At 32.7% G+C, this 14,363-nt stretch carries 15 protein-coding genes; 1 reads left to right on the top strand and 14 read right to left on the bottom strand.

Features of this window, described 5'->3' with window-relative positions:
- Nucleotide 1: 1 nt before the first annotated feature.
- The 4 genes from CCZ01_RS08220 to CCZ01_RS08205 all read right to left on the bottom strand — a co-directional run bounded on the left by CCZ01_RS08220 (nucleotide 2) and on the right by CCZ01_RS08205 (nucleotide 3,542).
- Nucleotides 2–1,060 carry a radical SAM protein gene (locus tag CCZ01_RS08220; protein ID WP_112052738.1) on the bottom strand — a complete coding sequence of 353 codons (1,059 nt, stop codon included), beginning with the start codon at nucleotides 1,058–1,060 and terminating at the stop codon, nucleotides 2–4.
- Nucleotides 1,038–2,390 carry a CDP-glycerol glycerophosphotransferase family protein gene (locus CCZ01_RS08215; protein ID WP_112052737.1) on the bottom strand — a complete coding sequence of 451 codons (1,353 nt, stop codon included), beginning with the start codon at nucleotides 2,388–2,390 and terminating at the stop codon, nucleotides 1,038–1,040. Before CCZ01_RS08215 ends, CCZ01_RS08220 begins: the two co-directional genes overlap by 23 nt.
- A gap of 94 nt (nucleotides 2,391–2,484) precedes the next feature.
- Complete coding sequence (locus CCZ01_RS08210) at nucleotides 2,485–3,048, bottom strand: hypothetical protein (RefSeq protein WP_146745234.1); 564 nt, start codon at nucleotides 3,046–3,048, stop codon at nucleotides 2,485–2,487.
- On the bottom strand, nucleotides 2,997–3,542 hold the full coding sequence (locus CCZ01_RS08205) for a radical SAM protein (RefSeq protein WP_112052735.1): 546 nt from the start codon (nucleotides 3,540–3,542) through the stop codon (nucleotides 2,997–2,999). The genes CCZ01_RS08210 and CCZ01_RS08205 overlap by 52 nt, the downstream gene beginning before the upstream one ends.
- Nucleotides 3,543–3,730: 188 nt before the next feature.
- On the opposite strand from CCZ01_RS08205, the gene CCZ01_RS08200 reads away from it, so the two are divergent.
- Nucleotides 3,731–5,635 (top strand): flavin monoamine oxidase family protein, encoded by a 1,905-nt coding sequence (locus CCZ01_RS08200; protein WP_112052734.1) that lies wholly within the window; start codon nucleotides 3,731–3,733, stop codon nucleotides 5,633–5,635.
- A 7-nt stretch (nucleotides 5,636–5,642) separates the two neighbouring features.
- Here CCZ01_RS08200 and CCZ01_RS08195 read toward each other — a convergent pair whose 3' ends face one another.
- The 10 genes from CCZ01_RS08195 to CCZ01_RS08150 all read right to left on the bottom strand — a co-directional run bounded on the left by CCZ01_RS08195 (nucleotide 5,643) and on the right by CCZ01_RS08150 (nucleotide 14,359).
- Nucleotides 5,643–6,485 carry a class I SAM-dependent methyltransferase gene (locus CCZ01_RS08195; RefSeq protein ID WP_112052733.1) on the bottom strand — a complete coding sequence of 281 codons (843 nt, stop codon included), beginning with the start codon at nucleotides 6,483–6,485 and terminating at the stop codon, nucleotides 5,643–5,645.
- A gap of 11 nt (nucleotides 6,486–6,496) precedes the next feature.
- Entirely contained in the window at nucleotides 6,497–7,876 is a 1,380-nt protein-coding gene (locus CCZ01_RS08190) for a radical SAM/SPASM domain-containing protein (protein ID WP_112052732.1), read from the bottom strand.
- Nucleotides 7,877–7,879: 3 nt separating this feature from the next.
- A complete protein-coding gene (locus tag CCZ01_RS08185) occupies nucleotides 7,880–8,653 on the bottom strand; it encodes a hypothetical protein (RefSeq protein WP_112052731.1) in 774 nt (257 codons plus the stop codon).
- Between the two features lie 12 nt (nucleotides 8,654–8,665).
- On the bottom strand, nucleotides 8,666–9,748 hold the full coding sequence (locus CCZ01_RS08180; protein WP_112052730.1) for a methyltransferase domain-containing protein: 1,083 nt from the start codon (nucleotides 9,746–9,748) through the stop codon (nucleotides 8,666–8,668).
- Between the two features lie 42 nt (nucleotides 9,749–9,790).
- On the bottom strand, nucleotides 9,791–10,579 hold the full coding sequence (locus tag CCZ01_RS08175) for a hypothetical protein (protein WP_112052729.1): 789 nt from the start codon (nucleotides 10,577–10,579) through the stop codon (nucleotides 9,791–9,793).
- Nucleotides 10,576–10,941, bottom strand: a complete 366-nt coding sequence (locus tag CCZ01_RS08170; protein WP_112052728.1) for a hypothetical protein — start codon at nucleotides 10,939–10,941, stop codon at nucleotides 10,576–10,578. Before CCZ01_RS08170 ends, CCZ01_RS08175 begins: the two co-directional genes overlap by 4 nt.
- Nucleotides 10,942–10,994: 53 nt before the next feature.
- Nucleotides 10,995–11,783, bottom strand: a complete 789-nt coding sequence (locus CCZ01_RS08165) for a hypothetical protein (protein WP_181566373.1) — start codon at nucleotides 11,781–11,783, stop codon at nucleotides 10,995–10,997.
- A gap of 38 nt (nucleotides 11,784–11,821) precedes the next feature.
- Complete coding sequence (locus tag CCZ01_RS08160) at nucleotides 11,822–12,346, bottom strand: CDP-glycerol glycerophosphotransferase family protein (RefSeq protein WP_258437109.1); 525 nt, start codon at nucleotides 12,344–12,346, stop codon at nucleotides 11,822–11,824.
- An 88-nt stretch (nucleotides 12,347–12,434) separates the two neighbouring features.
- The gene (locus tag CCZ01_RS08155) at nucleotides 12,435–13,253 is read right to left on the bottom strand and encodes a hypothetical protein (RefSeq protein WP_112052725.1); all 819 of its coding nucleotides are present in this window, start codon (nucleotides 13,251–13,253) and stop codon (nucleotides 12,435–12,437) included.
- A gap of 29 nt (nucleotides 13,254–13,282) precedes the next feature.
- Nucleotides 13,283–14,359 carry a class I SAM-dependent methyltransferase gene (locus tag CCZ01_RS08150; RefSeq protein WP_112052724.1) on the bottom strand — a complete coding sequence of 359 codons (1,077 nt, stop codon included), beginning with the start codon at nucleotides 14,357–14,359 and terminating at the stop codon, nucleotides 13,283–13,285.
- Nucleotides 14,360–14,363 lie beyond the last annotated feature (4 nt).

Here is a 14,363-nt window from a genome sequence, read left to right as displayed (position 1 = left end):
ATCACCCCTTATCTTGAATGAATCTCTTAATCTCTGAAACAAAGCCTTTTTCATACATAAATAATAATACATCATCTGGAATTTGTCTTAAGGCTTCTGGTATAACAAAATATTTTGTTGAAGAGCTATATTGCATAGCAAAATACCCATTAAAAATAAACTTCCTTTCAAGGTAATCTTTGTTGTTAACCACATACAAAGAACATTGTTTGCAATAGTCAATAAAGATAGGATTATTCAGATACAATTCATCAGAAATTTTCTTACATTCTTCAAGGCTTTTTTCAAAGAGATTAGGAATCTTATCTTTTAGTTTTGGGTAGAAATAAAATTGTCCACAACAACCTAAAACACTTCCATTAGTTTGGACTAAATAGCTTCCGCCATAGCTTTGACAAGTGCCAACAATATATTCAGAATTTTGCTTAACTCCAATATGTTGAATGCCTTCCTCTGTAGTTACGAACATTTTATTAACAGAAATTTGATTGAGTTTGTGGGGTTGGTAGAATGCTAGAATATCACTAAGTTCATTTTTGTTTTCAGGCTGTTCTGTGATTTGCACTTGAACATAAATATTGCCCCCCCCCCGATGACTATTTTGCTTAAAATAAATAGGTGCGTGGATAGCATTTTCAAAAGATTGTTTTGTGGCTGGTTTTCTTACAACTTTATAGGTATCATAAGAGATAGAATCAATGCTAACAGCTACATGTGATAAGCCTAAGTCACAAGCATCTTGAATGTCTTTCTCACTGAGTAAGCCTCCATTTGTGGTTACTGTTATTTTCATTCCATTTTTAGAAGTTAACTCTAAAATTTCTCTCCATTGCTTATGTGCAAAAAATTCACCATTAGGGGTAAAATCTATAGTTGAAATCCCAAAATCTTTAGCTTTTTTTAAAGATAACTCAATTTCTTCTAATGTCATATCCCTCTTTAATTCTGGTCTTTGCCCAAAATAATCCGCGCTATAACCCTCACCATGAAAAGGACACATTCCACAGGCATAATTGCATTTGGAGGTAATTTCAAGGTTAATGATGTCTACATTTTGCATTTGACTCCTTTGTTAAAAATTGCATAATCCAATCAAAAATTATTTCTCTTGAATTCTCAAAATAAAAGCATTCATTTTGGCGATAATCTCGGATTCTTTCTTGATAGTCCACTTGACTTGATTCAATCTCTTGAATTAAATCACTTAAAGTGCTTGGATTATCGCAAAAGTAATGAATTCTTTTGTCAAAATAATGTTCATTTTTTAATCGTGCAGAAAAGAATTTTTCTTTATCTTTAGCAAAAACAATCACCGGCTTTGCAGTTGTTAGAGGATAAGTATAACCCATTGATGAACAATCTGTAATCAAGCAAAGAGAATGAAAAAAACACTCAAGTGAACTAGAAAAATCCTCGCGAAACAGCAAGCGACTATCATAAAAATTAGCTTTAAGCTCCTTTGTTAAATCATACGCAAAAACGGGGTGGGGCATAAAGATAGCCTTTTTACCCGCCTGTAAAATTGCTTGAATCAGCTTTATATAAATATTAATATCATGCAGAAATGTAAAAGCAAGAATAACAAAATTATGTTCACTCGTTTTATTTTTTATGAATGATTCATATTCTACATAATCCTGTGCTAATTTAGGATAACCAAAATCTAAAATTTCTGTAGAAACCCCTAAATCCTCGAAACATTCTTCATAGGCACGATGGACCTTTTTGCTTCCGCATGACACATAATTAATACTAGAAAAAGCATGCTTCAAAAAAGTTTCGTCTTGCCCCTCTGTGAATGGAAAAACCATTGGACCTTGAAAACCATGCGTTAAATCAAGGCTTTTAACTTTAGGGTGGGTGGACTCACCATTAGCTAAAACCATCAAATCCACGCTATCAATCTCTTCTAAAACCGCGTGAGGACTAAGAATGCAAAGGCTTTTTAGAGAATACTTTTCATATAACTCTTGCGTAAAAACAAAATAAATAATTTTTATACCTTTTTGTTGCAAATCCTCATCAAGTTTTACCAAATGTTTTTGTATAAATCGGTTACTTAAAACAATACCTACATAATAATTTGCAGGATTTTTTAACTTATATTCTAAAATTATTTTGTTTAACTGCTTTCCACAAAATTGCAGCGCATTTTCATAATTCATAATACCATTTTGCTCCAACTTTTGACTCAAGGTAACAAAATGATTCATAGATGCAATAAAAACTTTATCATTTGCTTGTATATTTTTACCTTGCTTTTCAAGCGATAATTCTTCTTTAGAATCATCAATAAAATGCAAAGAGCAATTAGGGTAAAGCAAGGAAAGAACAGAGGCGACACTCTCGCCATTAATACCCTGAGGGTAAATAAAAAAACGATGATTCATAAATTTTACTCCTAAACTTCAAGCAAACAAAGTTACGGCTATTTTAAAGGCCAATAATAACATTAATTCAATAATATTGCAATTTGCCCCAGCATCACCCCTTATCTTGAATGAATCTCTTAATCTCTGAAACAAAGCCTTTTTCATACATAAATAATAATACATCATCTGGAATTTGTCTTAAGGCTTCTGGTATAACAAAATATTTTGTTGAAGAGCTATATTGCATAGCAAAATACCCATTAAAAATAAACTTCCTTTCAAGGTAATCTTTGTTGTTAACCACATACAAAGAACATTGTTTGCAATAGTCAATAAAGATAGGATTATTCAGATACAATTCATCAGAAATTTTCTTACATTCTTCAAGGCTTTTTTCAAAGAGATTAGGAATCTTATCTTTTAGTTTTGGGTAGAAATAAAATTGTCCACAACAACCTAAAACACTTCCATTAGTTTGGACTAAATAGCTTCCGCCATAGCTTTGACAAGTGCCAACAATATATTCAGAATTTTGCTTAACTCCAATATGTTGAATGCCTTCCTCTGTAGTTACGAACATTTTATTAACAGAAATTTGATTGAGTTTGTGGGGTTGGTAGAATGCTAGAATATCACTAAGTTCATTTTTGTTTTCAGGCTGTTCTGTGATTTGCACTTGAACATAAATATTGCCCCCCCCCGATGACTATTTTGCTTAAAATAAATAGGTGCGTGGATAGCATTTTCAAAAGATTGTTTTGTGGCTGGTTTTCTTACAACTTTATAGGTATCATAAGAGATAGAATCAATGCTAACAGCTACATGTGATAAGCCTAAGTCACAAGCATCTTGAATGTCTTTCTCACTGAGTAAGCCTCCATTTGTGGTTACTGTTATTTTCATTCCATTTTTAGAAGTTAACTCTAAAATTTCTCTCCATTGCTTATGTGCAAAAAATTCACCATTAGGGGTAAAATCTATAGTTGAAATCCCAAAATCTTTAGCTTTTTTTAAAGATAACTCAATTTCTTCTAATGTCATATCCCTCTTTAATTCTGGTCTTTGCCCAAAATAATCCGCGCTATAACCCTCACCATGAAAAGGACACATTCCACAGGCATAATTGCATTTGGAGGTAACCTTAATACTCATTGTATTTACATTTTCCATTCCATTCCTTAAATATTAAATTTGTGAATGAATTTTATCATTTTGAAAGAATTACTACAAGACTTTAAAAAATAAATTTTAATTAAATAAAATTACTCAACACTTCTCATATATATTATTAATGTTAATATTAATTTAATCATCTATGTCCTAGAATTCCGGACTTTATTACCCTTATAGGATTCAATATGGAAAGACGAGACTTTTTAAACGGAATGGCTTTAGCTGTGGTTGCTGGTATGTCGCCCATACAATTACTTTATGGCAAGGAAAGCGATCATAAAAATCCTTCCTTCAAAGAATATTATCCACCACAATGGTTAGGGCTTAGAGGTAGCACAAATGAAAGCTATGAATTTGCACATTTATTAAGAGATGGAGAAAAATTTGATTTTCAAAAAATTCAAGCAAAAGAAAAATATGATTTGGTAATTGTTGGTGCTGGCATTAGTGGTTTAGCAGCAGCCTTTATTTATCAAGAAAAATTTGGAAAAGATAGAACTATACTCATTTTAGACAATCATGATGATTTTGGTGGTCATGCTAGAAGAAACGAAATTCAACTTCAAGATGGAATGATTTTAAGCTATGGAGGAAGTGAAAGCTTCCAATCTCCAAAAGCCCTATACACTAAAGAAATAGTAAAACTTCTTAATTCTTTAGGAATTGATATAGATAAACTTGCAAAACATTTTGATGTTAATTTTTACCCCGATTTAAAACTAAGCAGGGGTGTTTATTTTTCTAAAGATAATTTTGGCATCGATAAAGTGGTGAGCGGTAACCCTAGAAAAGTTATTTGTGATGATATACCCGAAGATAAAAATAATGGAAGACCTATGGAAGATTTTATCAATGATTTTCCATTCAGCAAAAAAGACAAAAATGATCTTATTGCACTCTTTAAAAGTGAAAAAGATTATCTGGAGGGTATGAGCAAGAAAGAAAAAGAATCCTATATGTCAAAAACAACCTATAAAGAGTTTTTGCAAAATAAAGTTAAACTTTCAGAAAAAGCTATTAAATTTTTTGAAGGTATGACGGATGATTTTTTAGCACTTGGAATTGATGCCGTCTCTTGTGATGATGCAAGAATATCCTTTTTACCCGGCTTTGACAAATTAGGACTTGACCCGATAGAGGGTGATGAATTAGCCGAAATGGAAGAGCCTTATATTTACCATTGTGCTGATGGCAATGCAACTGTTGCTAGACTTTTGGTTAAAAAATTGATACCTGATGTCTCAAAAAATGGAAATGATATGGATAGTATCACCCTTGAACATTTTGATTATTCAAAACTTGATATAGCTAAAAATACCGTTAAATTGCGTTTAAATAGCACGGTTTTAAATGCAAACAATACAAAAAATGGCGTCGATGTTTCCTATATAAGCCAAAATCAAATGTACAAAGTTGAGGCAAAAAAAGTAATTATGGCAAATTACAATAGTATGATTCCTTATATTATACCTACCATGAGCAATGAACAAAAAGATGCTTTAAGTAAAAATGTTAAAACTTCATTATTACATACTAAAGTAGTGATTAGAAATTGGGAAAGCTTCATTAAACTTGGGGTGCACGAAATTTATTCCCCTTGTATGCCTTACGCAAGGGTTAAACTTGATTACCCTGTTGATATAGGTGGATACCATCACCCAAGAGACCCTAAAAAACCAATATGTCTTCATATGGTGTGTTCACCTTTAGCACTAGCTAATATACAAGGTATCCCTTTAGATGGTATGGACGCAAGAGAAAGGGCTAGAATTGGTAGACATTTATTGTTCACTATGAGTTTTGATGAACACGAAAAAATCATACGCAATCAATTACAAGGTATGTTAGGACAAGTTGGATTTAACCACAAAAGAGATATTTTGGCTATTGTAGTTAATCGCTGGGCACATTGTTATTCATACACACTCAACAGCCTTTATGATGATGAAAAAGAATCAGAGAAGATTATGAAAACCGCAAGAAAACCTTTCGGAAACATAGCCATAGCAAATTCTGATTCTGATTGGTCCGCCTATATGCATTCAGCTATTAGTCAAGCTTATCGTGCAGTCAATGAAATCAGTTCTTGATTCTAACTTATGTCTGGATAATAAAAAGTTTCCTTGCTTTGCAATCTACATCTTTTTGCTCTAGCAAGCGAAATCCTCTCTCGCAAGCCAACTCGTTTATTGCTTTTACATAATCGACGCGACTAACATCTCCGTGTGTTTCAAATACTAAAACACCATTCTTTTTAAGTAGCTTTAAACAATTATCAAAGTGTTGTTTAAGGGACACTCGATATTGTTCATCATCAGTCCACATTGTTGCCAAAGTTAAAATCACATCCGCACTACCCTGCTCCCAATTTACAAAAATATTATTCAAATCATCGGCAAAAAATTCTACATTCTTTACACCAAATGCCTTTGCGGTGGCATTAGCAATATTAATCATATAAGGGTTAATATCAACCCCTCTAACCGAACAACCCGTTCTAAGATGACAATATAAACTCAAAAAACCTGAATTACAACCTAAATCATACAGTAACATATCTTTGCACAAATAATGTTGCAACCCATATTCATCAAACCTTTCTTCACTCCCTCTTACTCCCAAAATATTTGCAATTCCTAACCCTTGATACAAATAACCATCACAATACGCTTGTGCTTTATAAAAATTTTTTTGATTTTTAAGTTCTATTTTGATAGTTTTATGCAATTCATTCATATTATTTGCAAAATACGCATTCCTGTCTAACCAATAACTTCCACTTACATCTTTACCATAAGAATGCCGATGAAAAGTCAACAACTTGTCTCCTATACAATAAAATTTACCCCCCCCCCAACTGCATATATAGGCTAAACGCAATAATACAAAACGCAAGCTTTCATAATAAATTTTTTTACATTTTTTCCAAAAATTTTTCATCAAATCCCTCACTATTCTACTTCATTCCACCAAGAATTACAATTCCTGCATGGATTAAAGCATTCTAATTCAAAGTCTAAACATTGATGTTTGTCCATAAAATGGCGATGGGTTATATTATTCCAAATTTCATCTAATGTTTGTTCGGATAAATAACCAAGCCTAAAATTCTTTACATCTTCTCTGCCAAGCATTTCCCTTTGTCGTTCACATAACCCAACAGAACCATCAGGAAAAACATATAGGCTTGCGAACGGCGCTGAACAAGTATGACGTTTATTTGAAATAGTAAATTCTTCACTTAAGACAAAATTATATGGAGACAAACTGCAAACGATAAAAGGATATTTTTCTTTTATCTCAATAAAAAATCTAAAGGCATCAATCGCAAATTTTTGCTCATAAACAATAGAAATTTTTGCCCCAATTTCCAATGAATTATTCTCTTGAATCAATAAAGCAAGTTGCCTTAGATTATTTTTTAAGCTATTCAATTCCTCTTCATCACGATAAACATCATCTGCAAAAAGGATAGATACATCAAAACAAGAAATACCACTCCATATCAACTGCTCACATAGATTTTTTTGCAACAAAATTCCATTGGTCGCTAACTGAATGCAAGGAATTTGTTTTGCTTTTGCAAGAGAAACAAAATCAAGTAGCCTAGAGTCTAAAAGGGGTTCGCCGGGTCCTGAAAAAATCAACTTTGCTTGTGCTTTTTTTGCATAATCTAAAATATTCATTACATACTTTGTATCTAAAGTTTTATGTTCTTTAAAATAGGAATTTGTTTGAACTAAACGATACGCAGTGCCAAACCAAGCACAATGCGGACAACTCGCGTTACATTGATTAAGCAAACCAATGTAAATTGTCTTAGGATACTGGATTGCTTGTATTTTTTGCACACTTTTCCAAGAAGAAGATAGATTCAACAAACGTCTATCCTCATAATAATGTTGCTTTGTGTGCATCATCTGTGTGACTTGAGTGTGTAAAATATTACGCATCTCTTTAGAGATAAGATGCTCCCTAAGAGCATATTCTATAGAAAATTTTTCTAAGCCATCAACATGAAAAAGATTAAATAAAAGAGGGTCATCTAAAGATTCATAAGGATTACAAAATTGGGTATAACAATTATCGTCTACACTAAGAATCTGTGAAAATTCCCCACAATATTTTTCTAACTCAACGCTAAAGCCAACAATACTTGCCCCCCCCCCCGAAGTTTTAGAACAACTAAAATTATCTCTTAGTAACGAGAAAAATTGTTGGCTATAAAAAGTAGGTGCAAAAAATATATCTGCTTTAATACCCATATTTGCTAAAATATCCTTATCGCCTTGTGTTGGAGGATTTTTAAATTTAACAAAAATTTGCTTCATTAATTAACCTCCATACTTAAAGAACTTGCTTAGAATGGATGACAATAAATCTTTATGCATAGGGTGAAAAACTCTATTTTGATACGGAAAATTGCTTAATTGTTCTTGCGTGTAAACTTTATTCTCATTTTGTAGATAAGCAACCAACATTCTTCCACGCAAATAAGTATCATAATAATTTAAAATTCCCTCAACAACTAAAGAATTATCGATACCTTTCAAAGAAGACAAATCAGGTAAAAGCTCCTTGAATTCATACTGATGCAGAGGTTTACCATTATCAATCCCGTCATTCAAATAAAACACGCTATAGCCCGGCATTCCCCTTAGTAATAGCGACCAAAACAAGCAATGACTCCCGCGAATAGGCGGAATAATACCCGGATGAATATGTATCCATTGTGCCTTTTGCAAATAATTTTCAGGACAAATTCCTAAATAACTAAAAAAATATGTTGTATTTGATTGAATCTTTTTTTCAAGCTCTTCTGGATAAAAAGGAAAAACATCAATCACCTCAACACAATCAGAATATTTCTGAAAATCACATTTTTCAAAAAAAGGAATTTGAATATCAATATTTTTAAAAATTGCTTGATGAATCTCCCGAAATTGAGTTTCATTCTTTAAAAAATGATCTCTGATTTGCCCTAAATATTTTGAGTGAACTACAACAATAATTTTTTCAAACTTAAAGCCATTCAAAAAACACATCTCTAAATAAGCTCTTGTATGATTAGTTTCAAATGCTACAAAGGTGTAAGGAACACTTATCATCTTAGCAACCCCCTAACCTACAAACCAATAATAATATAAGGATTTAACAGGAATTTGCGTGCCTAGATTATCCCCACCTTTTTGGCATGGTCCCTTAAGGATAAAATCACAATCGCTTTGTTTTGTTTGTATAAATTCTTGAACGCTTAAAATGGGAAGTCCGTCTTTTTGCCCTTTTTGATATTCGTCAATAAAACATGCAACTTCAACCCCACATTCCTTTAAAAATATTGCAGCCAATCCCCCAGCTTCACCTGCACCAAAAACAGCTACTCTACCCTTTTGAATCAAAGGTAAACAATTCTGTAATACACTTTTTGCATTCCTCTTAACCACTTCTGCATTGGGTGCATAATAAAAAAGAGGGGGATTAAACGGGGTATCTTCTTGCTTTTTAAAAACAAGGGTAGCAGAGATTGAAGGTAGCCCTTTTGAGAGAGGTAAATATCTCCAGCTATCCTCCCTTGCTGCATAAGCCTCAACGCGTGGAACAAAGCCATCACCCGGTAATGTATCAATTTTTGTTGCTTCTTTGCGGTCAAAATCAGGAAACTTGCCCTTTTGATGAATGTCGTGCAAATATTCTGTAAGATAACCATCAAGCAATAAATAGCGATTGCTAAAGGCTAATTGTAGAATTTTATAATGATGGATAGCAAAGCAACCTTGTGCAAAACCGCCACCAATTGCTGAACGCCAGATAATAATGCCATCTTTTTTGCAGAGATTATGAATATTAGTAAAAAGCTGCTTCTGATCAAAAACCCAGTGCCCTATATCCTTGCAAGTTACAATATCAAATTGCTTATCATATTGATAATGCGTTTTTAAATCTAATCCTAAATCAAAACGCAACGCATTATGAACGCCCTCCAAATCAATACATTCATAATTTGTAATTCCAAACTCTTCATAAGCCTTTTTTGCCGCGTGCCACCGCCCATTCTCTGCCGGCGGAACTACATTTCCATCAATATCTTCTAAGAGGTCTTGAGAACCAAATTCACAAACACTAAGTTGGGAGTAATATTGCCCCCCCCCCCGCTGATACTTGAGGGATTCTAAAATTTTATAATCTTCTTTATAAAAACCCATAATAACTCCTTATCTTAAAATATTTATATCCATATTTCAATTCTAATCCATAAAACAATTGAAATATTTTTTTAAAACAAATTTTACCAAATTCATATGAGCCGCAAAAAATATTCTATCAGAATGCCCGAACTTAATTTTTTGTTCTTGCGTGTAGATTTTTTCTTGCTGATGATTTTTGAAATATTCTACAAGCAATTTTGCACGCAAATAATTATCATAATATTGCATAATCCCATAAACAAGATTATCCAAATGAATATGTCTTAAAGCCGATAAATTTGGTAGTTTCTCCTCTAAGAATTCATTTTGATACACAACACAACCATTATCAATTCCTGCATTTTCATTAAAAGAAAATAAAGAATAGCCTGGTGCACTTCCAACAAGTAATGACCAAAAAAGCCCATGCCCTCGAATAGGCGGAATAATACCCGGATGGACATGAAACCATTTTGCCTTTTGCAAAAATTTTGGCGGACATAACCTGACATAGCTAAAAAAATATTTTTTTGATGGATTGATTCTTTCTAATAAGCCATCTGGCCAAAAAGAAAATTCATCAACTACTTCAACTAAAGGGGAATATTTGCTAAAATCACAACGCGAAAAATAGGGAACTTTAATCGGAAGTTGCTCCGCTATCACCGCATTCACTTGCAACAAATCATTTTTTCTTTCATTAATCCACTCTTGATGTTGTCCAAACCATCTAGGGTGAGGTAAAACAATAATTTTTTCAAAAGCCAAATCTGCCTCATAAAGAACTTCTAAATAAGTTTTTGTTAGATCTTGCTCAAACGCAACCATTGTAAAGGGTATCACATTCATTCCATCTCTCCCAGAACAATTTGTGCTTCACGCATCAAAGAATCATCTTGAATCAAATCAGCCAATTTGAATGCAGAATTTAAAAACTTAAAATCCCTTTTTTCTCTAGCCCATCGCAATAAGATTCTTCCTAATTGCAAGTATTCTTCATGGCTTAATTCTTCTTGCTTATCTTTCATACTTAAAAATTTTCCGCTATAAACTTTCAAAACCTTTTTAGTTACATCAATTTTCTTGCATAATCTATCTAATACAACAAAATTTCTCTCATTAAAATCACTTAAACAATCCAATTCTTGAGAGATAAAAAAATATTCACTTGAAGTAATTTCAAGTGTTTCATAATTAACACTTTCGCCCATAAAATTGCTCCATTATCTTTCTAACTTCCATATTATAACATTCCCCCCATTTATTAATCCTGCCACCCATTATAATGAAAAAACTTGGTTAGGCAAAATTTAGCAATTTCCTTATGCTCTACAAAAAATACCCTATCAGGATATGCAAATTCTTTAATTTGTGCGTGCGAATAAACTTTTTCTTGACAACCACCATTAAAATAATCCACCAACAACTTTGAACGAACATAAAGGTCAAAATACCAAATTCCTATCCTAAGAGTTTCTAGCTCAATTCCTTTAGATAAATTTGATAAATCAGGTAAATCCTCATCAGATTCATCTTGATATAAGATTTTACCTTCATCTATTTTTTCTGTTTGCCAAAACAAAGTATAACCGGGTTTTCCCCTATATAAAAGCCCCCAATACATACAAACACTACCACGCAAAGGGGGCATAAGCCCTCCGTGAACATGCAACCACTTAGCCTTTTTAAGAAATCTCTCTGGAACAACGCCTAAATAGCTAAAAAAATACTGTACATTTGGGTCAAGTGCGTCTAAGAGTGCGTCAGGATAAAACTGAAATTCATCAATCACTTCAATATTGGAAGAATATTTAGAAAAATCTAAACGTTCAAAATATGGAATCTTGATTTTAGTATGTGTAGCGATTAAATCTGCAATCTCCTCTAAATGTTTTTGTCGCGACTGAATCATCGCATTATACTGCCCAAACCACTTTGGGTGCAATAAAACAATAATCTTTTCAAAAACATAACCATTTTGATAAAGATTCTCCAAATAAGCTTTTGTTGTAGGTTGCTCAAAAGCAATCATTGTCCATGGAATCACCTTCATTACCATTCCTTCATTATTTTGCCTAATCCTTCAGACATTTATCCCCCTATATGTTTTTTATCATTTTGCACTTTCAAAACCAATTTTTCAATAAAGTTTGCTATAAACTGATTAGATCTCCCTAAGTTATAAATATGTTCTTCTCTATAAGCTTTAATCTCTTGTTGATGTGCTTGAGAATCTCTCTGTAATTGCTGGCAAATCTCTAAAATCTCATCAACGCTATGGGCTAAGATATGCGTTTTCTCATTCGCAACAAATTTAGAATCTAAGCTATTACGAGTAAAAAACTCTTTATCAGGCATAAAAAGAATCGCTGGTTTAAAAGTCGTTAATGGAAAGGTTTGCACAACACTACTTCCATGCCCAATAATCACAAAAGCCTCCTCCATAAGTTCCTTTGACATTCTAGGGGTCGTATCATAAACAAACATTTCGCCCTCAACAGCCTTAAATTTTTCAGCAATTTGCTCCATAAAAATTTGTTTTGCTTTTTCTGGATGTGGTCTTAAAACAACCTTGTATCCTTCCCCTAAAAGACGTTGAACAAGTTCGCATAAAATTTCTAATGAAATTCCACAAACATCTTTTTGCGTTTTTTCATCAACTCTGATGATTGTAAAAGCTAATAAGATAGTATTTAATCTTTTATTATTTGCGTTTACAGAGGGAATAAATTGCCCCCCCCCCCAAATAAGAATCTAAACTAGGATATCCAACAGGAATAAATTTTAAGGAATTTGATAAAAACCCATCTTTTATTTTATATTTATAAAATTCTAACATTTCTTTGGTATGGCAAAAAATATAATCAAAATTAATACGTGAACCAATCAGCACATCCACTTTTTCACGATTTAAATAAAAATAATTTTGCACAGGGTCCAAAAGCCCTTGTGGATTTAAAATCGAAATAACATTAGAATGAAATTTAGCATAATGTGTTGTTGCACAAACAACAGTAAGAAAATCAATGTATTCTAGTAAATCACAGCGCACTAGAATTACACATTCATCAGGGTAATTCTGTGCATACTTCTCAAAGCTTGATTGATTAGTTGCAATAAAAACAATAGGGATATTTTTTGCCAATAAAAAATCAACATACCGCACATGCTCTGAATGCGGAAGTTGTGTAACAAGCAATCCAACACATAATTTTTCTTGATTCTTTCTTGCAATTTTTACCAAACAATATGAAGAAAGTTTTGATGCACAAAACTTCAAACCATCAACATAATTCACAATACCTGCTGATTCTAATTTACCAGCTAAATCAAAATAACGATATTTAGATGCAATTAAAACGAGGCTTTCTTTATCTTGCTTAATTTTCTCTGCTTGTTGCTTTAATGAAATTTCCTCATCTTTATCGTCTATAAAATGGATAGTGCTTTCTTTATCAAAATAAGAGAGATTAAAAGCAATGTCCTCTCCATCCCAATTTTTGGGATAAATATAATAATGCATATTCACTCCTTACATACAAGCATTATAGCTTAAATAAACCATCGTAAATTGATTGTATAAGTCGGAACATTCAACCCCCCCCTACCTTCTATGCTTCCTTTTTGCCATGGACCAACTAAAATAAAATCGCATTCACTCTGATAGCTTTTAACAAACTCATCAAAAGATACAATCATTTCTCCATGCTTACAAAAGCTTGCAACACCTTTTTGTATATCATCAATCACACAAGAAACATTCAGCCCACTCGCTTTTGCAAAATTGTAAGCCAACCCACCATTATATCCTGCACCAAAAATTGCTATATTTCCAAACTTAACTTTAGGAAAACAATTCTGTAAAACATTCTTCGCATTACGTGTAACTATTTTCTCATAGTTATCATAATAAAATAAAGGAACTTTAAAAGGTTTATTGCCTTGCTTTAAAAATATCAAAGTTGGCATCACAACAGGATAGCCATCTTCTATCAATAAATGCCTCCAGCTATCCTTTCTATCCATATATTTTTCTATAAATTGAGTGAATTCTGTAGCATTAGAACCCTCAATTAATTCTGCAACTTTCCTCTTAAGCCCAAAACCACCCCCTTGCCTAAAATAAAAATTTTCTGTAATAAAGCCACCCAACAAAAGGTAATCATTTACAAAAGCTAACTTTAAAATACTTTCAAAATTATAAGTATAAAAACTTTGTGCAAACCCACCTGCCAAAGGAGAACGCCACACAATAATCCCATTTTGTTTGCAAAGATTATGCAGATTAGTAAACAACTGCTTTTGGTCAAAAATCCAATGCCCAGATTCACGACAAGTAACCAAATCAAATTGTTCCTGAAAGTTATATTCTTTCGCTAAATCAAGCCCTAAATCAAATTTTAAGGCATTATGACCACCATCCATATCAATACATTGATATGTCTTAAAACCATATTCTTGATAAATAGGCATAGGAGAATGTCGCTGATTTGCAACCTCCAAAGACACGCCATCTCTGTCCTCCTTCAAGTCTTGAGAAGCACATTCTATAACACTAGCACCTTCTTTGATATACCCACTCTCCTTTAAAAAATCAAGAACTTGATAATCCTCTTTATAAAAACCCATCTTA

The sequence above is a fragment of the Helicobacter monodelphidis genome, from assembly GCF_003288845.1.
Lineage (GTDB): Bacteria > Campylobacterota > Campylobacteria > Campylobacterales > Helicobacteraceae > NHYN01.
This window is presented reverse-complemented; position numbering and strand designations above follow the sequence as displayed.